The organism is Helicobacter sp. 12S02232-10 (assembly GCF_002272895.1).
Taxonomy (GTDB): Bacteria; Campylobacterota; Campylobacteria; order Campylobacterales; family Helicobacteraceae; genus Helicobacter_J.
Genome location: NZ_MLAQ01000016.1, coordinates 1 through 21,657, shown reverse-complemented (window position 1 = coordinate 21,657; position 21,657 = coordinate 1). Strand labels below are relative to the sequence as shown.

Here is a 21,657-nt window from a genome sequence, read left to right as displayed (position 1 = left end):
ATAAAGGATAGTGTGATGTTAAAAGATACAATCAAATCAGTTTTAGAGTTTAATGTCTGGATTGGAATGTTTTTTTATGATATTGGAAGAGCAATTCAAGGTAGTGATGATTTTTATTCTAATGTTGTTTAAGAAGTCAATCCATCAGAACAACTGCTTTGCATCGGAATAGGATTTGTTTATATTATAATATTCTTGCTTGATTTTTAAGCGGGTATAAAATATATAAAGGATACTTAATGTCAGAAGATATAGGAAAATTAGTTTTAAGATTAAATATTGGAATTCTGATGCTTTTTCACGGATTCTATAAAGTCATTTATGGAATTGATGGTGTCAAAGGAATGATGGAGGGGATGGGTTTTCCAAGTTTTTTTGGCTATGGAGTTTATTTGGGTGAGATTTTGGCTCCGATTATGTTGATTTTAGGTTTTCGTGTGAAATTAGCTTCAGTTTTGATTATTTTGACTATGTTGATGGCTATTTTTGTAGTGACTTCAGGAGATATTTTTGGTATCAATCAAACCGGAGGTTGGATAATAGAGCTTCAGGGACTTTATTTATTTGGGGCTTTGAGTATTTTATTTTTGGGTAGCGGGCGCTTTGCCTTTGATATCAAAAAGGGAAAATAATTTCATTAGAGAGAGGAATCTCTCTAAAACTCAGAGAGCAAGGTGACTGAGTTTTTTAAAATCTTCTAGTGTTTTGAATACTTTTTTGCTTTTCAGTATTTCTTTTGTTTGCCAATAACCTTCGGCTATGGAGTCTGCAAAGCCATATAGATAGAGTCCTGCTCCAGTATTGAGACATACTAAATCGCTTTTTACTGAAGGGGTATTGTTGAAGATATCTAATGTAATTTCTTTGTTTGTAAAACTATCCCCACCTCTAAGCATTGAATGTCTTGCATAATCAAGCCCGACTTCTATAGGTGTGAAATCATAACTCCATATTTTTCCATCTTGAAGCTCTGTGATTTTGGTTGGTGCGCATAGTGAAATTTCATCATACTCATCAAATCCACTCACAACTAAAGCGCGCTTAATGCCCAATATATTTAAGGCTTCAGCCATTTTTTCGGTGTAGTTTTTGTTGAAAACCCCTATGAGTTGGTGTGTGACTGCAGCAGGATTTGCCAAAGGACCGATGAGATTGAAGGCGGTTTTAAATCCTAGAGATTTTCTTGCACTGCTTGCAAAACGAAGCGCAGAATGGAATTTTAATGCGTGTAAAAAAGTAATTCCAAGCTCTTTGTAACAATGGATACAAGTTGAAACACTCATATTAACGTTGATTCCAAGCTGTTCCAAAAGGTCGGCAGAACCTGATTTGCTTGTAATGGCACCATTTCCGTGTTTGATGACTTTTACGCCTGCAGTTGCAAGTAGAAGCGAAGAGGTTGTTGAAACATTAAAAGTCTTATTGGGGCTTCCTCCTGTTCCTACAATATCCAAACGCTTTTCGCCTGATAAGGGGAGTGGAAAAGAAACCGCCTTTTTTTTCAAAACGCTTGCAAATCCGGCTAATTCTTCTGCGCTCACGCCTTTGATTTCCATAGAGGTAAATAATGAGCCGATTTGTGCATCACTCATATTTCCTTCGGTGAGTTCGTCCATAATGTCATAAGCTTCTTGAAACTCTAAATTTGAGAGACTTAGGGCTTTTTTGAGGTAGGTTTTAATGGGAATGCTTTCTCTGCGGTAATGCAAAAAATTCAAAATCATTTTTTCACCCTCTTTTGTACCGATGGATTCAGGGTGAAATTGCAGTCCGATTAATTGGTAATTTTTATGTTCAACAGCCATTACCTCATCATCAAGAGCAAAAGCTGTGATTTCAAAAAAATCAGGAATGTCTTGGGCTTTGGCTGCGAGGGAATGGTAGCGTACAACGGGCGTGTCTGGGGAGATATTTCTAAACACGCCTTGAGCATTGTGTTTGAGCGGTTCTATCTTTCCGTGTATGATTTTTTTGGCATTCACAATTGGAACTCCAAATGCTGCAAGTATGGCTTGATGTCCAAGACAAATCCCTAATATGGGATAGATGCCTTTGAGTTCTTGAACGATTTGGATGGATATGCCTGCTTCTTTTGGTGTTTTTGGACCTGGACCGATAACGATATATTGAGGATTGAGGGCTTTGATTGTTTCAATGTCGATTTTATCGCTTCTAGCAACCTTAATGGGATGATTGAATTTGGAAAAGACTTGGTAGAGATTATAAGTGAAAGAATCGTAATTATCAATAAGTAAAATCATCGCCTTTCCTTAAGAATGTTTTTGAGTGATGGCTTCAACAAGAGCAAGCATTTTATTTTGAGTCTCAATATATTCGCTTTGTGGGTCTGAATCATAAACGATTCCTGCTCCTGCTTGCAGATAATAGATCCCATTTTGATACACGGCAGTTCTAATGATGATTGCACTATCAAGATTGCCGTTTTTGTCAAAATACCCTATCAGACCCGAATAAATACCGCGTTTATGGGGTTCAAGGGCATTGATGGTTTTGATGGCTTGAATTTTTGGAGCGCCACTGATGGTACCGGCAGGAAAGGTCGCATAAATAGCATCTTTGGAAGTATATCTCTCTTTGTCAAGCTTCCCTTTGACTTCAGAGACAATATGCATTACTTTTGAATATTTTTCAATCGCTCTGAATTGAGTGACCTCTACGCTACCTGCGATAGCGACCTTTCCTATATCGTTTCTTCCTAAATCTACAAGCATCAAATGTTCAGCGTTTTCTTTTTCATCATTTAAAAGCTCTTTTTGAATGTTTAGATCTTTTGCGGGTGTGTCTCCTCTTTTGCGGGTACCTGCTATTGGGCGAAGCGTAAGAGTAGAATCTTGGCATTTGATCATCACTTCAGGGGAAGCGCCTAAAATCTTAAAATTTTCAAAATCAAAATAGAACATATATGGGCTAGGATTTTTATGTCTTAAATTGCGATAGGCTTCTAAAGGAGGCAGATCGGTTTTGATTTGCATACTTTGAGAGGGGACACATTGGAGTAGATTGCCTTTGTAGATCTCTTCTTGAATGTATTTGACTGCTTGCGTGTAATAATCTTGTTTGTCTTCAGAAATGATTTGGGCGGGATAGGTTTTTTCAGAAGGAAAGCCTAGAGTGATTTCTTGGAGTTTTTTTTCGATATGCTTGATATTGGTTTCAAGATTAAAGTTTGCATTTTCTTTAGCATAGCTAATGCTTACAATATAGGCTTCATCATAAAGATGATCAAAGATTAGAAAATCTCTTCCGAAGATAAAGGCGCAATCATAGGCATCAATGATTTTGGGTTTATCAAATGTGATGTCTTCTATTTCTTCAAAAAATTCATAGCCCAAATAGCCCATTCCTCCCAAAGGAAGGGGGATATTCTGAAGGGTTTGGGGTTTTTGAGGAGAGAGATCTCTAAAAAATTCCAACCAATCCAAAAATTTTTTATTTGCATCTATCGAACTTAGGCAAAGTTCAAAGTCTTGGGCTTTGAGGTAATATTGCCCTTTTTCTTTGATGATTAAAAATGCACTTGTGAGCATCATTAAAGAATATCTTTCTTTTCCTGTTTCTTGATAGGCTGATTCCAAAAGAACTCTTGCTGAGATGTTTTCAAGTACCATTAAGGGTGTAAAACTATCAGATATTATCTTTTTGAATGCGATTTGGGACGGAAGGTTTGAGTCAAAATCAAACATACAAATCTCCGATTGAACAATTTTTATTTATTAGATTATACATTAAAAATATTATTTATTGTTTATAGGAACTCCCTGTATTTCGAAAATTAAGAAATGATTGCATATGCAACTATTAAAATTTTTGTGCTATACTTCGCACTCGCATTGTGATGATACATTTGAATTTATAAATTTTTATACCGCTAATGTTTAGGAGAATAAATGAGATATTTAGGTTTGCTTATATTGGCTTTTTTGCCTATGTGGAGCTTGTTTGCAAACGATTTGGATGCCAAAAAAGATACGGCAGGACTGATGGATTTGAGTATTGGAAGCAATGGAGATGATCCAAGTATCTCTTCAGAAATGGAAAAATTTAGAAAAAGCGTTAAGGCTTCCATCGGATTAGCAGAACTTTTAAAAGGAGCGGATACAAACTATTCACTCCAATCAAAAGCTTTGAGTGTGCAACAGGCAAAAAAGAATCATACGATTGCTCAAGCAACTTTTTTGCCTACTTTGAATTTGGATTACACCTTTCAAAATAACAATAGAGATACCCAGCAGTTTAAAAACTATAACACCCAAATTGCAAATGCAAAATTTAATTTGGATGTGTTTAATGGATTTAATACTATCAATACCGTCAAGGAAAAATCCGCCACTTATCGCTCTAGCATAGCGGATATGGAATACACTAGACAAAATATTTATCTTCAAGTTATCCAACAGTATTATCAATATTTTGACAATGTTTCCCAGCTTGTTTCGCTTCAAAGAAAGCTTGAACAGATCAATTCAGATATCCAAAGGGTGTCAAAACTCTATAATCAAGGTCTGACGACTATTGATGATTTGGAATCTTTAAAGGCACAAGGCTCTTTGAGTGAATATCAAATTTCTGACATCAAACTTTCTATCGAACAAAATAAATTGATGCTTGAATATCTGACAAATATCGATTTTGAAGCACTTAAAAGAAATGAAATCGGTAGTCCGGTTTATGAGATCAAAGAGCGTCAGGATTTGACTTCTTTAAAAGAACAGATTAGAGCGCAGGTTTATCAAAATAAGCAGCTGAATTTTTATCCCACAGTTTCGGTATTTGATACTTGGACTTACAATATTCAAAAGCCTGCTTATGCCTATTCGGGACTTGGACAACTCTATCCGACCCAACAAAATGTGATGGGCGTTACCGTAACTTTAAAAGTTTTTGACGATATTGGATTAGGCTTGCAAAAGCAGTATCTTAAACTCGGGCAGATGGCGAATGAAAAAAACTTGCTCTATAAGGAATTGGAGCAAAAAAAAGACGAAAAGCTTTATAGAAAATCTTTGGAAATTGCAAAAGCCAAGATTGCCTCTTCTGAAGCAAGTCTCAAATCAGCAACCATTTCTTATCAAAACATTAAGAAAAAATATGATGCTCAGTTGGTAAATTTTACGGATTATCTGCAAGCTTTGAGTACAAAATTTGATGCGGAAGCGACTTATAATCAAAGTTTAAACAACTATGAATTGCAAAAAGCCAATTATATTTTTTATAGTGGTCAAAAAATACAGGATTATATAAAATAAGGAGAATAACTTTAATGAAAGCAAAATTTTTAATAGCAGCTCTGTTAAGCGTGTCTTTGTTGTGGGGTGAGGATATATATGCGATTTTTAATGTAGAGGCTGTTCAAGATTCGAATTTGACACTAGACACATCTGGGATCATATCAGAATTGCTTGTTGATGTTGATAGTGTTGTGAAAAAGGGAGATAAGCTTTTGTCTTTGTCAAATAAAGATAAGATTGCTCAGGCAGATTCCATTAAACAGCAGTATCTTTTTGCCAAAAAGCAATACGAAAGATACAGCAAAACCGGTGGGGCGATAGACAAAAACACATTGGACAAATATTATTTTGATTATAAAAAACTTGAAGCTGATTATGCTTACTATGTTTCTTTACTTGATAAAAGTATTTTGAAAGCTCCTTTTGATGGGGTGATTGCAAGTAGAAATATCAATCTTGGAGATGGCGTTATGGCAAATAGCACGACGCTTTTCAGGCTTGTGAGCCATCAGAAAAAAATTGTTTTGCAATTTGATTCTAAATATATTGATAAAGTAAAAGTTGGAGATGAATACGCTTATTCTATTGATGGGAGCGGGGAGCAAAAGATTGTGAAAATCACAAAGATTTATCCCACCGTTGATGATACGACAAGAAAAGTGAGCGCTGAAGCAATTGCTGGAGATGATATGGCACCCGGTATTTTTGGCGATGGTTATATAAGGATTAAATAATGTATAAATTTGCTATAACTCGTCCAATCACGACGTTGATGTTTGCTTTGGCAATCGTCTTTTTTGGAGTACTGGGTTTGAAGAAAATCCCAACAGCTCTTTTTCCTGATATTGACTTTCCTATTATTATGGTTAGTACGACTTATCCAGGAGCAAGTGCAGATGTCATTGAAAGCAAGGTAACCGATAAGATTGAAGAAGCGGTTATGGGGATTGATGGGATTAAAAAGGTAACTTCAAATAGTGCTAGAAACATCAGTTTGGTTATCATTGAGTTTCAGTTGGAAAAGCCTATTGATGAAGCGATGAATGACGTTATCAATAAAGTTTCCTCCGTAAAATTTGATGATCCTAACATCAATCAGCCCTCTATGGATAAGTTTGACACGAATGGGCAAGCGATCATCTCTTTGTTTTTAAGCAGTGATAAAATTCCTGTCCCGCAGTTAATGAGGCATTCTGAAAATATTGTCAAGCCAATGCTTCAGAAAATCTATGGGGTTGGAGGGGTACAGCTCAATGGTTATCGAGAAAGACAAATCAGGATTTATGCTGATCCGACTTTGATGAACAAATATGGGATTACCTATACCGATCTTTGGAATACTCTTGGAAGCGAAAATCTTGAAGTTGATGGGGGGAGGATTGTAAATGATACCAAAGACTTTTCAATCCTTACAGATGCTAATAGTTATAAAATAGAAGAAGTCGCTAATATTCGAGTTGCCAGTAATGTCAAGCTTAGTGATATTGCTGTTATTGAAGATGGTATTCAAGAAGATACTACATATGCAGCATTTGGAGATAAACCCGGTGTTATTTTTGAGGTTCAGAAAATATCGGGAGCCAATGAAGTTGAGATTGCTGATGGGGTTTATGAAGCTCTTCCAGCGATCAAAGCAGTCAGTCCAGGCTATGAAGTCAAGACCTTTTTGGATACTACAGAGTATATCCGCTCTTCAATCAAGGATATCGAGTTTGACTTGATACTTGGTGGGGTTTTGGCAGTTTCGGTGGTCTTTTTATTTTTGAGGAATTTTACCATCACTTTGGTTTCTGCTATTAGTATCCCAGTTTCTGTGATGGGAACTTTTGCACTTGTTCAGATGATGGGATTTTCTTTAAATATGCTGACGATGGTGGCTCTTACACTTTCTATTGGGATTATCATTGATGATGCGATTGTTGTTATTGAAAATATTCATAAGAAGCTTGAGGCTGGAATGACCAAACGTGAAGCTGCTTATGAGGGTGTGAGAGAGATCGGTTTTGCGATTATTGCAATTTCAGCGATGTTGCTTTCAGTTTTTATACCTGTAGGAAATATGACTGGGATTGTGGGCAGGTTTTTTCAGAGTTTTGGTATCACAGTAGCCCTTGCGATTGCAATTTCTTATATTGTAGTCATTACGATTATCCCGATGGTAAGCTCATTGATTGTTAGTCCAAAACAATCTAAGTTTTATCATTGGAGCGAACCCTTTTTTAGAGGAATGGAAAGCGTTTATGTCAAGATATTGAAATTTGTTTTGAATAACAAAATCATTATTGTGGTTTTAGTTACTGCGATTTTTATCGGTTCTTTGGTAGTTGCGGGGAGATTGGGTTCAGATTTTATGCTTAAAGAGGACAGGAGTCAGTTTTATGTATGGATCCAAACTAAGCCAGGCATCAGTATTTATGATATGCAAAGAAGAACGGTGGATTTTCAAAAAGAGATTGAAAAACGTCCTGATGTTGATTTTACAACCGTTCAAGTGGGGTATGGAAAGATACAAAGCGTATTTAAATCTAAAATTTATGTGAAGCTCAAGCCTGAAAAAGAAAGAAAAAAGGGTCAGTTTGAGATTATGAATGAAGTTCGCCAGACTCTCAATGCGATGCCTGAAGCAAAAATTATGACCGCAATTATTCCTTCTGAAGTACCATTGATTGGTGGAGGAGACAATTCGCCGTTTCAGGTTTATGTTTATGCCCCTTCTCAGGCTTTAGTTGATGAGAGTGTCAAGAAGTTGCATAACTTTTTAATGGAAAGTCCTGAACTTAAAGGGAAGTTTGAGAATTACCATACAAGTACTTCTGATATGCAACCTCAGTATAAATTGACCGTTTTGAGACAGAATGCCAATAAATACGGTGTCACTGCCCAAGCAATCGGGCAAGTTGTGAATGCTGCATTTTCAGGGGAGAATCAGGCTGCATATTTTAAGGAAAATGGAAAAGAATATTACATTACCATTAGGGTTCCAGATAATAAAAGAGTATCTGTGGATGATATTAAACGCTTGCAGATCAAGAACAAAAATGGTAAATTGATGTTTTTAGATGGTTTGGTTGAGATTAAAGAAGACATCACGCCCTCAAATATCACACGATATGACAGACAGCGAAGCGTAACTGTGTATGGTCAGCCTGTGAAAGATTCGGGCATTTCTTTGGGTGATTTGCTAAAAATCGTTACCGATCGATCTTCTGAGTGGCTTTCTCCGGGGGCAAGCATTGCTTTTGGAGGAGATGCTGATAACCTTGCAGAAACAGGACAGGCTTTTGGTGTAGCAGTAGCAACGGCTTTTGTGTTGATTTATTTGATTCTTGCAGCACTTTATGAATCGCTTTTGGAGCCTTTAATTATTATGATTACAATGCCTTTGAGTTTTTCAGGAGCATTTTTTGCACTTGGTTTTGTAGGTCAGCCTTTGAGTATGTTTTCAATGATGGGTTTGATACTGCTGATAGGAATGGTGGGCAAGAATGCTACCTTATTGATTGATATTGCCAATGATAAGCGTAAGGAGGGGCATAATATTTATGATGCGATTATTCTTGCAGGGGAGTCTAGGCTCCGACCTATTTTGATGACGACCATAGCAATGGTGTTTGGTATGCTCCCGCTTGCTATAGCAACCGGTGATGGTTCGGCAATGAAATCGCCCATCGGGATTGCAATGAGTGGGGGCTTACTTGTGTCGATGTTTTTAAGTTTGTTGATCGTTCCTGTTTTTTATCGTTTGCTTGCCCCTATAGATGACCGTATCAAGAAATTTTACAAACCTAAAGAGGGCGATAAGTTTTGATTTTAAAGCTTTAGCCTTTCTTTTTGGCAATATGGGGTATAATAGTCAAAATAAATTTATAATTAGTGGAAAAAAATGAGAATAGCTATTTTTTTATGTTTGTTGCTGTTGGGTTTGAATGCTTCAGAACTTTATAAGAATCAGATATTTATCGGGGGAGCATTAGGAGTGGCAGATATTTCAAAAATCTTGAACGGCAAACGGGATGTTGCAAATTCTTATAAAGCTTTTGTTTGGGGAGCTAGAGGCGGTTATCAATTTACATTCATTAAATATCTTGGCATCAGAACTTATTTGGATTATCTGATGGCTATTAAACCTTCAGGGCTTGATACAATTACTTCTTCGGTATTGAGCTTGAATGCAGATTTGTTAGTGAATGTTTTACATATTAAGGATAATACTTTTGGCATTTATGGAGGGATTGGTTTTGGGTATTTTCAACACGCTAATGTTGTGAAAGTGACACCCGAAGATAAGGCACTTGTATATGGGAGTAGTGGGATTTTAAATTTTGGTTTAGGGGCAACATTTCAAGAGAATCATCGGGTTGAGATCGGGATAAAAATTCCCTTTAGCAAAATAGCCTCTAGTTCTGGAGTTTCTTATGAGGATACTTATGCAAGCGCTTCTTATTCTTATTTATTTTGATTAAAAATACAAATCCCGATATATTTCACTTCACCCTTATAAAGAATATTTTTATCTTTAAAACTTAGTGTCAGTTGTTCTTGGCTTGGAGGCATCAGAATGGCTTTTTTGGATATGCCATAATACATAGAGGCGATCGCAAAAACTGCAGCCATTCCTGTTCCACAGGCCAATGTGATATCTTCCACACCTCTTTCATAGGTGCTGAGTGAAATGAAACCATTCTCTTGGATAAAAGCAATATTGACATTAGCGTTATAATTTTGACGGAGTTGGGTGAGAATGGGATTTTTTGAATAAGGGATTTTTGATTCTTCTTTGACAAAATGTACTAAATGGGGAACGCCTGTATCAATCAAATACCAATCTCCATTATATTCTTGGATATTCAAATGGATTTTTTTCAGTGATTTATATGATCCCAAATTGCTTTCGACGACATTGTCTTTTACCTTAACTTGAATTTCTCCTGCTTGGGTCAAAAAACTATGATTAGCAGGTGCAAATCCTTGATGATAAGCATAGTGAGCAACACATCTGCTGGCATTACCGCACATTGTTGCTTCGCTCCCATCAGAGTTATAGAATTCCCATTCATAAGGGTATTTTGAGTGGGGTAAAAGTACTGCAAGTCCGTCGGCTCCTATGCCATAATGTCTATCGCAAACTTTTTTTGCGAATTCAGATCGTTTTTGATGTTTGAAAGTGTGAAAAATAAGGAAGTCATTACCACTTCCACAATATTTGTGCAAGACCATTCTTTTCCTTTGTATGCGCTGATTTCGTGATTTTATCATTTTGTTTAAAGAAATGCGGCGAAATTTTTAATTCGGGAAATAAAAATAAGATATTTTGTTATAATCGGCGCTCAAACTCAAACTAAAGGAATTATTATGAAAGAAATTTTAAGATTGCACGCTAAATACAACCAAGTTGCTAATACACAGATGATAGAATGTCTTAAAGGACTCCCTCAAGCTGATTTTAATAAAGATATGGGGCTTTATTTCAAATCTATAGCAGGCGTTTTTGAGCATATTTTGGCAGTAGATGCACTGATTTTTGGAAATATGTTTGTCAATTATAGTGCAAAAAAGTTGGATGCAAGTTCTATCGTGAGAATTGCTGAGTCGGATACAAAAGTTACTCAAGAAGTGAAATCAAGTATGAAAAATCTTTTTGAAGCAAGACAAAAGGTTGATAATTTTATGATCGAATTGGTTGAAAATGTTAATGATTTTTCTAAAATCGAAACTCTTGAATTTCCAGGCGTGAAATTTGAAAAGCCTATTTATCATTTTCTTATCTCTATTTTCACTCACAGTACCCATCATAGAGGTCAGATTGCTGCAGCTCTTGATATGCTTGGTGTTGCAAATGATTTTAATGGGATGATGGGGGTATAAAACCGCACAATGCGTCCCATTTATTTTTTTTGGATCGTTTTTGCCATCAGTCTTTATTGGATAGGGTATTTATATCAAGATTTTCTGATGAATCTCTTGATTGCAGGTCTTTTGTGTGTAGCGACTTTTTGGCTCAAAGATTTTTTTGATCGCTATGTCAAATTGAATGTTTTGAGTTCATTTTTATGTGTCGGGGTTCTTTTGGCTTTTTTGATTGTGCCACTTTATTTCGTGGGGCATAAGAGCCTTAAATTTATTCTTGACTTAGATATGGAGACTTTTTCTTTTTTTCTAGAGAAAAGCAAGACTTCAGTTTCAAGGGCATTGGAATACTTTCCTGCGCTAAGTTCAAGTGTTGATAAAATACTTTCGAATATTTCAGCTGAGTCGATAATGACTTACATCGTCAAGTTTGGTAGCTACATTGGAAAATATAGCTTAAATTTTGTGAAAGATGCAGGCTTTATTCTGGTCTTTTTGTTTTTCTTTTTTTACTATGGGCGTAAGATTTATAATTATATGCTTGGATTGCTTCCTTTTGAAATTTCCCAAAGCAGAAGTGTTTTTGCAGAAATTAACGGGGTTTTACGTGTGGTGTTTTTAACTTCTATTATTAATGTTATTTTGCAGGGTTTTGCTTTTGGTGCAGTTATTATTTGGTTTGGCTATGATGGGTTTTTATTGGGCATTCTTTATGGTTTGGCATCTTTGATACCCATTGTGGGTGGGGCTTTGATATGGATTCCGATTGCAGGGTATGAGGTTTATGTCGGAAATATTGCTACAGCAATATTTATTGCGCTCTATTCGCTTATATTCATAGGCTTTGTGATTGATAATTTAATCAAGCCTGTTATCATTGCTTTTATCAAACAAAGGATTTTAAAAACACCGCTTCAAATCAATGAGATTTTGATTTTTTTCTCTATTTTGGCGGGTCTATCAACATTTGGTTTTTGGGGAATCGTCGTCGGACCGACTATTACAGCATTTTTTATTGCTTTGCTTAGACTTTATCAAAATCATTTTTCTGATAAGCAAGATTGGTAATTGCTTTAATTTTACAGGGAGAACAATAATGAAAGAAATGGTTCATATGGATACAAAACTGATTCACGGAGGCATTGATGGAGATGAAAATACTGGCGCAGTGAATGTGCCTATTTATCAAACTTCCACTTATAGACAAATTGAGTTGGGAAAAAATAAAGGATATGAATATTCAAGGACTAAAAATCCTACAAGAGATGCTTTAGAAGCCTTGATAGCAGAGTTGGAAAGTGCAAAATTCGGTTTTGCATTTGCATCGGGAATGGCAGCTATTAGTGCAGTCTTGAGTCTTTTTAAAACAGGAGATAAACTGCTCATTTCAAGTAATGTTTATGGTGGGACTTTCAGAGTTTTGGACAAAGTTTTTTCTCAATTTGGGATTTCTTATGAGATTGTTGAAACTGGAGACTTGGAAGTTTTTGAAAAATCTATTACTCAAGAAGTCAAGGCTGTTTTGATTGAAAGTCCAGCAAATCCTTTAATGGGTGTGAGTGATATTGCAAAAATTGCAAAAATTGCAAAAAAACACGGAATTTTAAGCATTGTGGATAATACTTTTATGACGCCTTATTTGCAACGTCCTATTGAACTTGGAGTTGATGTAGTGATTCATAGTGCTACAAAATATCTTGGGGGGCATGGCGATTTGATTGCAGGACTTGTTGTAACAAATGATGAGGTGTTGGGACAAAAAATCGGTTTTATACAAAATTCTACAGGAGGCATTTTATCACCTTTTGAAAGTTTTTTACTGGTGCGAGGAATCAAAACTCTTGGTGTGAGAATGGAGAGGCATTGTGAAAATGCGCTTTTTATTGCCAAACATCTACAGACCCATCAAGGGATTGAAAAGGTATTTTATCCAGCTCTGCCTGAAGATAAGGGTTATGCCATTAATTCCGCTCAAGCTTCAGGAGGCGGGGGTATGATAAGTTTTATCTTGAAAGAGGAGTATGATTATAAGAAGTTTTTTGCTTCTGTGAAGCTCATTGCACTTGCTGAGAGTTTGGGTGGAGTTGAATCGCTACTTTGCCATCCTGCTTCAATGACACACGCTTCCATACCTTCTGAAATTCGTTGCAAAATGGGTATTAGTGATCGCTTGATTCGCCTTTCTGTGGGGATTGAAGATAAAAATGATATTTTGAAAGATCTGCAGAATGCTATTAAGCTTAGTTTGAAGGCTTGATATATGCAATATTTGAATGATGTTAAAGAGTTGATTGGGAATACGCCCATACTCAAACTCAACCATTTGGATATAAGGAGCAATAATAGTATTTTTGCCAAACTGGAGTTTTGCAATCCTGCAGGGGGTATTAAAGACAGGGTTGGGAAGTATATGATTGAAATGGCCCAAAAGAGAGGAGAACTTAAGCCTAATGGCGTAATCATTGAAGCGACTGCGGGGAATACCGGATTAGGGATTGCGCTAGGGGCTTTAAATAAGGGCTATAGAGTGATTATGGTTGTGCCTGAAAAGTTTTCGATTGAAAAACAAATACTGATGAAAGCTTTGGGGGCTGAAGTCATCAACACGCCTAAAGAAGAGGGTATTGAGGGAGCAAACAAAAAGGTCGCTGAATTACTTAAGACTATCCCAGATTCGATTTCTTTATCTCAATTTAGCAATCCTGATAATCCACAAGCCCATTATGAAAGCACTGCTAAGGAGATTTATAATGCTTTGGAAGGAAAGATTGATTATTTTGTATGCGGAGCAGGTAGTGGTGGGACATTTAGCGGTGTAATGAAATATTTTAAAGAAAAAAATCCTGCTATTTTGGGCGTGCTGTGTGATCCTGTCGGCTCAATCATTGGCGGTGGGGATATGGGAAGTTATAATATTGAAGGTATCGGAAACCATTTTATTCCCAAGACAATGCAACTTGATTTAATTGATGAGGTCATCAAAGTCAAGGATGAAGAAGCTTATGAGGGAATGCGTCTTTTATGTAAGAATGAAGGGGTATTTGGAGGAGTATCTTCAGGAGCTTGTCTTTGGGCTTGCTTGAAATTAACTGAAAAAACAAAAAATGCGCGTATTGTTACAATATTTGCTGATGGATTGGAAAAATATTTGAGTAAAAATATTTTAGGATTTTGAATCCATTGGAAAGCTCAAAGCTATCATCTGAAAGATAATTTTCAGATGAGATAAAAGCAAAAAGAGCGCTTTATGCGCATCTTGATTGTGATTAAGGAATAATTTCAGGGATAATATAAGCAATGATGGTTGTAATAATCCCTATGGCAATCACAAAGAGGATTGAGTATTTAAAGGTGAATCTAAATAATTCTGACTCTCTCCCTACAAGTCCGACGGCCGCACAAGCGACTGCGATACTTTGTGGGCTGATCATTTTTCCTACGACTCCCCCTACGGAATTGGCTGCTAAGAATAAAACTTCAGGTATTCCAAGCTGTCTTGCAGTGAGCTGTTGGAGAGAGCCAAAGAGTAGGTTGGAGCTTGTATCGCTTCCTGTTAAAAATACCCCGATCCATCCTATTATCGGAGAGAAGAAAGTAAAAGCGTGTCCAGTATTTGCAAGCGCTAAGGCTAAGGTTGCTGAGATACCGCTGTAATTTGAAATATAAGCAAATGCTAAAACAAGCCCAATGGTGAGGATAGGAAATTTCATCTCATTTAATGTTTGTCCAAATATATTCAAAGCATCTTTTGCTCGGACACGAAGAATAAAGATACTTAAAATCGCTGCTGCTAAAATGGAAGTCCCTGTTGTTCCAATCAAAGGGAGCGAAAATATGATTTTATCTGCAGGAGATTTTCCTTCTATTGCTATCGGGGCTGTTTTGATGATTTTTTCGCTGATTGTGCTGAATTCAAAACTGAAAGTGGTGAATGCCAAAGCGCCTCCGGGTTTGAAAAGATCCTTGAACCAAGGTTGCGTCCAAATCACTATTGTTGCGATTAAAATTATAAAGGGAGTCCAAGCTACAAAAACCTTGCAAATATGGTGTTTGGAATGCTGATTCACTTCATTATTTCCATCTGTGCGGAAGATTCTTTTGGGTTGCCAGAATTTTAAAAATATAGTCGTTGCGATGATGGAAACAACTGCTGAGATAATATCGGGAAGTTCAGGTCCTAAATGATTGGAGCTGTAAAATTGTACGATTGCAAAAGAGAGTGCTGCAACTAAGACAACAGGAAAAGTCTCTCTAATCCCGCGCCATCCATCCATCAAAAATACGATAAAAAACGGAACAAAAAGTGTCAATGGGGGTAGCATTCTACCTGTCATTGCTGATATTTCAAGAGCGGGAATATTTACAACTCCTGCCATTGCAATGATAGGGATTCCTACTGCGCCAAATGCGACAGGAGCGGTATTTGCAATCATACAAAGTCCGGCTGCATATAAAGGACGCAGACCAAGACCAACTAGAATTGCAGCTGTAATGGCTACAGGACCCCCAAATCCGATCGCTCCTTCCAAAAAAGCTCCGAAGCAAAAACCAATAAGAATAACAAGAATTCTATGGTCAGGAGTGATAGAGAGAATGCTTTCTCTTAAAATGTCAAAATATCCTGATTTGACAGATAGTTTATAAAGAAAAATAGCTGCTACAATAATCCAAGCGATTGGCCATAAGCCGTATAAAAAGCCATAGCTAAAAGCTGAGACTACCATTTGAGTTGGCATATCATATACAAAAATGGAAATAATTGCCGATAAAATCACAGTCAGCAAACCCGCCATATAGCCTTTGAGTTTGAAGACAATCAATGAGGCAAAAAATAACAATATGGGCAGAAAAGCCACAAAGGCACTCAGCCAAATATTATTTAGCGGATCATAGATTTGGTTGTATTCCATCTTGTTCTCCTTGGTTTTTGAATTCTAAATTTATAAAGTGTTTAGTATAACTAAAAGATTCGGACAGCTTTATTTTATAAGTGATAAAAATTATTCCCTTTGGGCAAACGTGTAAATATGTATCAAAAATAATGTTGAAAATTTAAATCATCAATTTTTATTTTTATTTTTATTGTGACTTTTTTGGGTATATTTAGCCGATTCATTTTAAAGGAGATGATAATGAAGGTTTATTTCTATTCGACTTGCTTGGGTGGCGTTGCTTATAGTGATACTTGTGTCAATGCAATCAAGCTTTTGCAAAAAGAGGGGGTTGAGGTTATTTTCAAAAAAGATCAAACGTGTTGTGGGCAACCTAGTTATAATTCAGGCTATTATGAAGAAAGCAAAAAAGTAGCCCTTTATAATATCAATCTTTTTCAGGAAGATTATCCGATTATCGTGCCTAGTGGTTCGTGTGCAGGAATGATGAAGCACGATTATTTGGAATTGTTTGAAGGCAGTCCAGAATATGGTCGGGTGAATGATTTTTGTTCGCGTGTATTTGAATTGAGTGAGTTTTTAGATAAAAGATTAGGGGTGAAATATGAAGATTGCGGCAAGCCTGTTAAAATAACTTGGCATTCCAATTGCCACGCATTGAGGGTGGCAAAAATCATTGATTCTTCCAAAGCTCTTTTAAGAAGGCTTAGTAATGTTGAATTAATTGAGCTAGAAAGAGAGGAAGAGTGTTGCGGGTTTGGAGGTACTTTTAGCATTAAAGAACCTGAGATTTCAAAAGCAATGGTGAGTGAAAAAATTGAAGATATTCAATCTAAAAATGTTCAATATTTGGTTTCGGGTGATGCGGGGTGTTTGCTCAATATTAGTGGTGCAATGGAAAAAATGGGCGTCAAGGTCAAGCCTGTTCATCTTTATGACTTTATTGCCCAAAGGATTGGGGTTGCAACTAAAGGAGAATTGCTATGAGCGGAAATTCTTTATTTCATTCTGCTAAACAATATGAAGATGCCATCTCTTCAAAACTTGCTGATGGACAGCTTAGGAAGAATCTCAAATCGGCTATGACAACGCTTAAAACCAACAGAAAAAATTTAATTTCAAGCAGATATACAGATTGGGAGGGGTTGCGTGAGCTTGGCAAGGAAGTGAAAATCAAATCGCTTTCTAAACTTGATGAGCTTTTAGAGAGGTTTGAAAGTAATGCCCTTAAAAATGGCTTCAAAGTGCATTGGGCTAATGATGCGCAAGAGGCGAATGAAATCATTTATAAACTTGCTAAAGAAAAACGGGTTTCAAAGATTTTAAAAGGCAAGTCAATGGCGAGTGAAGAAATCCATCTCAATGCCTATTTGAAAGAAAAAGGAATTCTTGCTACAGAAACAGATCTTGGAGAGTTGATTATCCAGCTTATTGATGAGCCTCCTGTTCATATTGTTGCTCCTGCTATCCATAAGAATCGTTATCAAATCGGGGAAATCTTTAAAGATAAACTAGATGCCCCGCTTGAGAGTGAGCCTGAAAAATTAAATGCTATCGCAAGAAAACATTTGCGAAAAGAATTTGAAGATTTTAAAATGGGATTATCGGGCGTAAATTTTGCTATTGCTAATGAGGGTGCTATTTGGCTTGTCGAAAATGAAGGCAATGGAAGAATGAGTACAACCGCTTGTGATATTCACGTAGCGATTTGTGGGATAGAAAAAATAGTCGAAAGTTTTGAAGATGCTTCTATTTTGGATACTTTACTTGTTCCAAGTGCGGTTGGCGCACCTATTACTTGTTATAACAATATCATTACCGGTGCTAGAAAAGATGGCGATTTAGATGGTCCTCAAGAGGCGCATATTATTATGCTTGACAATAATCGTTCAAATGTTTTGGCAGATTCTCATTATTATCGATCGCTTAGCTGTATTCGTTGTGGTACTTGCCTCAATCATTGTCCCGTGTATGACAAGATAGGTGGGCACGCTTATTTATCGACTTATCCCGGACCTATTGGAGAAGTGATTTCCCCGCAATTGTTTGGCTTAGACAATTGTGGCTATATGGTGAATCTTTGCAGTCTTTGTGGCAGATGTTCAGAAGTATGTCCGGTTAAAATTCCGTTGGCTGAACTTATCAGAGATCTTAGAAGCGAAAAAGTCGGAGAGGGGCGAGGGGATGTCAGAGGATATAAGAAAGTCCATAGGAATAAAAGCGAGAAAATTGCAATGGAAGTATTTGCCTCTTTGGCAACAAGCGGATTAAAGTGGAGAATGTTATTGCATCTAGTGGGTCTCTTTTCTCCATTGGGAAAAAAGATGGCACCGATATTACCAGGCTTAAAAAATTGGGTTTTCTGCCGTGAATTTCCAAAGATTAATGCTTCTTTGCACGCTAAAGTTAAGAATCTCAAAGGAGTTATTTATGAGTAAAGCTCAAATATTAAACCGCGTTCGATCAGCGCTTGATAAAAATCATATTGTCAAGTTTGAGCCTTGCTTTAAAGACATTTTAAAGTCTGAATATCAAGATTTGTTAGAAGAATATAAGCATTTTCAAACAATTAATCGGGCAAAAGTGATTGAATCTTGTACTCAAAATTTAAAGACAGATGTTTTAAAAGCTTTTGAAGATATGGGTGCTAAAAAGGTTTTATATGCTTTGGATTTGCCTTTTGAAGCCACTCAACTTGATGGCAAATTTGAAAAAATCGCTTATGATAAGAGTATCGAGGCTATTAGATCAGAGCTTTTTCAAATTGACACTTCAATCCTTCAAGGGGTTTGTGGGGTGGCAAATTTAGGGATAGTAGGTATTGTTTCTTCTCCATTAAGCCCAAGGCTTGCATCTTTAATTACCCTTAATTGCGTGATTTTGCTAGACAAAACCAAAATAGTCAAGAACTTATTTGAGGGAGTACAAGCTTTAAAGGCTCGTGCTAAAGATGGTGTTTTGCCTACAAATTTGCTTTTTATTGCAGGTCCTTCAAGGACTGCTGATATTGAGCTACAAACTGTTTTTGGCGTTCATGGACCCCAAAATGTAACGATTATTTTATATTAAAGGAATAAAAATGAAACTAGAAGTAGGCGATCAGGCTCCTGATTTTAGATTGAAAAACCAAGATGATATCGAAATTGGTTTGAAAGATTTGATTTCTAAAAGGATTGTGCTGTATTTTTATCCTAAAGACAATACACCAGGATGTTCGATCGAAGCGCAAGATTTTACGGAAATGTTGCATAATTTTGCCCAAAAAGGGGTTGTGGTTGTAGGCATCAGTCCTGATAGTCCTAAGAGCCATAAGAAGTTTATTCAAAATAAAGAACTCAAGCATATTCTTCTTAGTGATCCTGATAGGAGTGTTGCAAGCAGTTATGGTGTCTATGGGAAAAAAATGATGTATGGTAAAGAAGTATTTGGCATTATTCGCTCGACCTTTGTTATTGATACAGATGGGCGCATACAAAAGGTTTTCTATAACATAAAGGCAAAAGGACACGCAAAAGAAGTTTTAGAGAATTTGTAAAATTTTATTTGCTGGTATGTTTTCTTGATTTTAGAATGTTATAAAATTGATTAGCAGGATTACTACTGGTTATATGAGGATTCAGTTCAAAGATTTTAATTGTGGGCGCGCTTTATTTTGTTATAATTTGCCTATGAATCAAAAGAGGAAGTTTGCAAAATGGACAATGGGATATTTTTATGTTCGATTTCAAATGTGAGTAGTGGGAATTGCAGTGAAGATTGCGGGTATTGTGCTCAGAGTTCGCATTATCATACCGGTATTGAAAAATATAAATTCAAGGATATGCAAGCTGTTTTAAATGAAGCACGGACTTTGAAGCAATATGGGGCTTTAGGGTTTTGTTTAGTGACAGCTGGGAGAGGTTTAGATGATAAAAAATGCGAATATATTGCCAAAACAGCTAAAATGATTAAAGATGATGGATTGGATTTGCATATCATTGCGTGTTGTGGCAGAGCAGATACGGATTCATTAAAATATCTCAAACAAAATGGTGTGGATAGTTATAACCACAATCTTGAAACAGCTAAAGATTTTTTTCCAAAAATTTGCACAACCCATCCGTGGAAAGAGCGTTTTGAAACTTGTGAAAATGCTTTGAGTGCAGGTCTTGGATTATGTAGTGGTGGGATATTTGGATTGGGTGAAAGCTGGGGGGATAGGATAGAGCTTCTGAAATCTCTTCAGATTCTCTCTCCGCATTCTGTTCCTGTTAATTTTTTTATTAAAAATCCCGCCTTGCCTATTGTGCAAAATACTCTTGAACCTGAAGAAGCTTTGGAATGTGTGGTGTTAGCAAGAGAATTTTTACCCAAAGCTCGTTTGATGATTGCTGGGGGCAGGGAAGTGGTATTTGGAAGAGAACAAAAGGCGCTATTTGAATGCGGTATCAATGCGGTTGTGTTGGGGGATTATCTCACGACAAAAGGAGATGCCCCTCAAAGAGATGTCGATATGATACGTTCTTATGGGCTTGAAATTGCAACAAGTTGCCATTAGTAAGAAATGATGTTGCAAGAGTTTTGGAAAAAAATTCAAAAGAAAATCAAAGAAGTTTATGATTTTCTCACTCACGAACAAGAAATGTTTTACTATGCTTCTTCGCTTAGTTTTTATACGATTTTTGCTTTGATCCCTTTGCTTTTGATTGTTTTTTCAGTAATGTTAAATTTTCCGAATTTTAGAGATCGTGTGAATGAATTTAAAGTTTTCATTCTCTCAAATATTCTTCCTGCTCACACTGAAATCATCAGTTCTTTTTTGGATACTTTTATGAAAAACAGCTCAAAACTTGGCGTTATGGGACTTATCTATATCGCCTTTACTTCTTTGATGTTTTTTAGGAATTATGAATACATTACCTCTAAGATGTTCAATTCAAAACCTAGAAAATTTTTTGATTCTTTGGTTGTGTATTGGGCGATGATGACTTTATTCCCGATTGCATTTTTTATGAGTATTTATTTTAGTAAAGAAGTGCAGGGAGTGTTTAAAGATAAGGTAAATGGATTGTTTTTCCCAGATGTTTTATTGTGGCTTGGGACTTGTGTGCTGTTTTTGATTTTATTTCAGATTTCGGCTAATAAGCTTTTGAACAAAAAGGCATTGGTATTTACTTCCTTTGCAAGTGCAAGCATTTGGTATTTGTTTAAGTGGGGGTTTGTTTATTATGTTTCTTATAATAAGACTTATCCGACACTTTATGGTTCGGTGTCAGTATTGTTGATTTTAATGCTTTGGATTTATATTTCTTGGTTGATTTTACTTTTTGGAATGCGCTCTTGTGAGGCGTTTATCTCTAATTTTGGAAAAAATGAGAAAAGCCATCAAACATTAAAATAATATGCTTTGATTTTTATTCCCCTCTTTTTTCATTTATCTGCTTATTTATTGATTTTTCTTAATGGTCTTTGGTTTTGCATTTGTTTTTGTTCTCTTATTGGGGTTAGAGGATTGGCTTTGATTAAATTTTTAGAATTCTTTTTATCTAAATCCTGATTTGATGATGGAAAAGTCTTAAAATGATTCTTCTCATAGAAAGAATCAGATCCATTTTTAACAGGAGGTTGATAAGGTTTTAAGAAGTTCTTAGGTTTGGATGATTTTTTACGAATAGGTGCAGGTCTATAGT

General features: G+C 36.3%; 20 protein-coding genes. 15 read left to right on the top strand and 5 right to left on the bottom strand.

Annotation, left to right across the window (positions count from 1 at the left end; genetic code table 11):
• The first annotated feature begins 239 nt into the window (after window positions 1–239).
• On the top strand, window positions 240–632 hold the full coding sequence (locus BKH41_RS09060) for a DoxX family protein (RefSeq protein WP_095299260.1): 393 nt from the start codon (window positions 240–242) through the stop codon (window positions 630–632).
• Window positions 633–662: 30 nt separating this feature from the next.
• Here the strand turns inward: BKH41_RS09060 and BKH41_RS09055 are convergent, their stop codons facing one another.
• Together BKH41_RS09055 and BKH41_RS09050 are read right to left on the bottom strand one after the other, a co-directional pair.
• Window positions 663–2,261 carry a bifunctional anthranilate synthase component II/anthranilate phosphoribosyltransferase gene (locus BKH41_RS09055; RefSeq protein WP_095299258.1) on the bottom strand — a complete coding sequence of 533 codons (1,599 nt, stop codon included), beginning with the start codon at window positions 2,259–2,261 and terminating at the stop codon, window positions 663–665.
• 9 nt (window positions 2,262–2,270) lie between these two features.
• The gene (locus tag BKH41_RS09050; RefSeq protein ID WP_095299256.1) at window positions 2,271–3,704 is read right to left on the bottom strand and encodes a chorismate-binding protein; all 1,434 of its coding nucleotides are present in this window, start codon (window positions 3,702–3,704) and stop codon (window positions 2,271–2,273) included.
• 204 nt (window positions 3,705–3,908) lie between these two features.
• On the opposite strand from BKH41_RS09050, the gene BKH41_RS09045 reads away from it, so the two are divergent.
• The 4 genes from BKH41_RS09045 to BKH41_RS09030 all read left to right on the top strand — a co-directional run bounded on the left by BKH41_RS09045 (window position 3,909) and on the right by BKH41_RS09030 (window position 9,708).
• Complete coding sequence (locus BKH41_RS09045; RefSeq protein ID WP_095299254.1) at window positions 3,909–5,267, top strand: TolC family protein; 1,359 nt, start codon at window positions 3,909–3,911, stop codon at window positions 5,265–5,267.
• Between the two features lie 14 nt (window positions 5,268–5,281).
• Window positions 5,282–5,983 (top strand): HlyD family efflux transporter periplasmic adaptor subunit, encoded by a 702-nt coding sequence (locus BKH41_RS09040; protein ID WP_095299252.1) that lies wholly within the window; start codon window positions 5,282–5,284, stop codon window positions 5,981–5,983.
• Window positions 5,983–9,057: an efflux RND transporter permease subunit gene (locus BKH41_RS09035; protein WP_095299250.1), complete on the top strand. Its 3,075-nt coding sequence runs from the start codon at window positions 5,983–5,985 to the stop codon at window positions 9,055–9,057. The genes BKH41_RS09040 and BKH41_RS09035 overlap by 1 nt, the downstream gene beginning before the upstream one ends.
• Window positions 9,058–9,132: 75 nt before the next feature.
• A complete protein-coding gene (locus tag BKH41_RS09030; protein WP_095299248.1) occupies window positions 9,133–9,708 on the top strand; it encodes an outer membrane beta-barrel protein in 576 nt (191 codons plus the stop codon).
• Here BKH41_RS09030 and dapF read toward each other — a convergent pair.
• Window positions 9,696–10,466, bottom strand: a complete 771-nt coding sequence (dapF, locus tag BKH41_RS09025) for a diaminopimelate epimerase (protein ID WP_095299245.1) — start codon at window positions 10,464–10,466, stop codon at window positions 9,696–9,698. The two genes, BKH41_RS09030 and dapF, sit on opposite strands and share 13 nt — an antisense overlap.
• Window positions 10,467–10,601: 135 nt before the next feature.
• Here dapF and BKH41_RS09020 point away from each other — a divergent pair, with 135 nt between their 5' ends.
• Genes BKH41_RS09020 through BKH41_RS09005 form a run of 4 tightly spaced genes read left to right on the top strand, consistent with a single transcriptional unit; the run spans window position 10,602 to window position 14,271 of the window.
• On the top strand, window positions 10,602–11,114 hold the full coding sequence (locus BKH41_RS09020) for a DinB family protein (RefSeq protein ID WP_095299243.1): 513 nt from the start codon (window positions 10,602–10,604) through the stop codon (window positions 11,112–11,114).
• A 9-nt stretch (window positions 11,115–11,123) separates the two neighbouring features.
• Window positions 11,124–12,164, top strand: a complete 1,041-nt coding sequence (locus tag BKH41_RS09015; protein WP_095299241.1) for an AI-2E family transporter — start codon at window positions 11,124–11,126, stop codon at window positions 12,162–12,164.
• 37 nt (window positions 12,165–12,201) lie between these two features.
• Window positions 12,202–13,353, top strand: coding sequence for a PLP-dependent aspartate aminotransferase family protein (locus BKH41_RS09010; protein WP_095299262.1), 1,152 nt, complete (start codon window positions 12,202–12,204; stop codon window positions 13,351–13,353).
• 3 nt (window positions 13,354–13,356) lie between these two features.
• Window positions 13,357–14,271, top strand: coding sequence for a cysteine synthase family protein (locus BKH41_RS09005; RefSeq protein ID WP_095299239.1), 915 nt, complete (start codon window positions 13,357–13,359; stop codon window positions 14,269–14,271).
• A 91-nt stretch (window positions 14,272–14,362) separates the two neighbouring features.
• On the opposite strand, the gene BKH41_RS09000 is transcribed toward BKH41_RS09005, so the two are convergent.
• Window positions 14,363–16,006, bottom strand: coding sequence for an L-lactate permease (locus tag BKH41_RS09000; protein ID WP_095299236.1), 1,644 nt, complete (start codon window positions 16,004–16,006; stop codon window positions 14,363–14,365).
• Between the two features lie 222 nt (window positions 16,007–16,228).
• Between BKH41_RS09000 and BKH41_RS08995 the strand changes: the two genes are divergently transcribed.
• The 6 genes from BKH41_RS08995 to BKH41_RS08970 all read left to right on the top strand — a co-directional run bounded on the left by BKH41_RS08995 (window position 16,229) and on the right by BKH41_RS08970 (window position 21,368).
• Window positions 16,229–16,975 (top strand): (Fe-S)-binding protein, encoded by a 747-nt coding sequence (locus BKH41_RS08995; protein WP_095299234.1) that lies wholly within the window; start codon window positions 16,229–16,231, stop codon window positions 16,973–16,975.
• Window positions 16,972–18,426 (top strand): LutB/LldF family L-lactate oxidation iron-sulfur protein, encoded by a 1,455-nt coding sequence (locus tag BKH41_RS08990; protein ID WP_095299232.1) that lies wholly within the window; start codon window positions 16,972–16,974, stop codon window positions 18,424–18,426. Before BKH41_RS08995 ends, BKH41_RS08990 begins: the two co-directional genes overlap by 4 nt.
• Complete coding sequence (locus BKH41_RS08985; RefSeq protein ID WP_095299229.1) at window positions 18,419–19,057, top strand: lactate utilization protein C; 639 nt, start codon at window positions 18,419–18,421, stop codon at window positions 19,055–19,057. Before BKH41_RS08990 ends, BKH41_RS08985 begins: the two co-directional genes overlap by 8 nt.
• 10 nt (window positions 19,058–19,067) lie before the next feature.
• Window positions 19,068–19,523: a thioredoxin-dependent thiol peroxidase gene (bcp, locus tag BKH41_RS08980; RefSeq protein WP_095299227.1), complete on the top strand. Its 456-nt coding sequence runs from the start codon at window positions 19,068–19,070 to the stop codon at window positions 19,521–19,523.
• Window positions 19,524–19,682: 159 nt separating this feature from the next.
• Window positions 19,683–20,525 (top strand): biotin synthase, encoded by an 843-nt coding sequence (locus BKH41_RS08975; protein WP_095299225.1) that lies wholly within the window; start codon window positions 19,683–19,685, stop codon window positions 20,523–20,525.
• A gap of 9 nt (window positions 20,526–20,534) precedes the next feature.
• Window positions 20,535–21,368, top strand: a complete 834-nt coding sequence (locus tag BKH41_RS08970; protein ID WP_095299223.1) for a YihY family inner membrane protein — start codon at window positions 20,535–20,537, stop codon at window positions 21,366–21,368.
• A gap of 41 nt (window positions 21,369–21,409) precedes the next feature.
• Here the strand turns inward: BKH41_RS08970 and BKH41_RS10000 are convergent.
• Window positions 21,410–21,657: hypothetical protein (locus BKH41_RS10000; RefSeq protein ID WP_219350028.1), on the bottom strand; the 248-nt coding region annotated here is incomplete at its 5' end.

Bases quoted from the DNA above. Each gene is read 5' to 3' on its own strand.
- BKH41_RS09060 (WP_095299260.1), top strand. From the start codon at position 240: ATGTCAGAAGATATAGGAAAATTAGTTTTAAGATTAAATATTGGAATT.
- BKH41_RS09055 (WP_095299258.1), bottom strand. From the start codon at position 2,261: ATGATTTTACTTATTGATAATTACGATTCTTTCACTTATAATCTCTAC.
- BKH41_RS09050 (WP_095299256.1), bottom strand. From the start codon at position 3,704: ATGTTTGATTTTGACTCAAACCTTCCGTCCCAAATCGCATTCAAAAAG.
- BKH41_RS09045 (WP_095299254.1), top strand. From the start codon at position 3,909: ATGAGATATTTAGGTTTGCTTATATTGGCTTTTTTGCCTATGTGGAGC.
- BKH41_RS09040 (WP_095299252.1), top strand. From the start codon at position 5,282: ATGAAAGCAAAATTTTTAATAGCAGCTCTGTTAAGCGTGTCTTTGTTG.
- BKH41_RS09035 (WP_095299250.1), top strand. From the start codon at position 5,983: ATGTATAAATTTGCTATAACTCGTCCAATCACGACGTTGATGTTTGCT.
- BKH41_RS09030 (WP_095299248.1), top strand. From the start codon at position 9,133: ATGAGAATAGCTATTTTTTTATGTTTGTTGCTGTTGGGTTTGAATGCT.
- dapF (WP_095299245.1), bottom strand. From the start codon at position 10,466: ATGGTCTTGCACAAATATTGTGGAAGTGGTAATGACTTCCTTATTTTT.
- BKH41_RS09020 (WP_095299243.1), top strand. From the start codon at position 10,602: ATGAAAGAAATTTTAAGATTGCACGCTAAATACAACCAAGTTGCTAAT.
- BKH41_RS09015 (WP_095299241.1), top strand. From the start codon at position 11,124: ATGCGTCCCATTTATTTTTTTTGGATCGTTTTTGCCATCAGTCTTTAT.
- BKH41_RS09010 (WP_095299262.1), top strand. From the start codon at position 12,202: ATGGTTCATATGGATACAAAACTGATTCACGGAGGCATTGATGGAGAT.
- BKH41_RS09005 (WP_095299239.1), top strand. From the start codon at position 13,357: ATGCAATATTTGAATGATGTTAAAGAGTTGATTGGGAATACGCCCATA.
- BKH41_RS09000 (WP_095299236.1), bottom strand. From the start codon at position 16,006: ATGGAATACAACCAAATCTATGATCCGCTAAATAATATTTGGCTGAGT.
- BKH41_RS08995 (WP_095299234.1), top strand. From the start codon at position 16,229: ATGAAGGTTTATTTCTATTCGACTTGCTTGGGTGGCGTTGCTTATAGT.
- BKH41_RS08990 (WP_095299232.1), top strand. From the start codon at position 16,972: ATGAGCGGAAATTCTTTATTTCATTCTGCTAAACAATATGAAGATGCC.
- BKH41_RS08985 (WP_095299229.1), top strand. From the start codon at position 18,419: ATGAGTAAAGCTCAAATATTAAACCGCGTTCGATCAGCGCTTGATAAA.
- bcp (WP_095299227.1), top strand. From the start codon at position 19,068: ATGAAACTAGAAGTAGGCGATCAGGCTCCTGATTTTAGATTGAAAAAC.
- BKH41_RS08975 (WP_095299225.1), top strand. From the start codon at position 19,683: ATGGACAATGGGATATTTTTATGTTCGATTTCAAATGTGAGTAGTGGG.
- BKH41_RS08970 (WP_095299223.1), top strand. From the start codon at position 20,535: ATGTTGCAAGAGTTTTGGAAAAAAATTCAAAAGAAAATCAAAGAAGTT.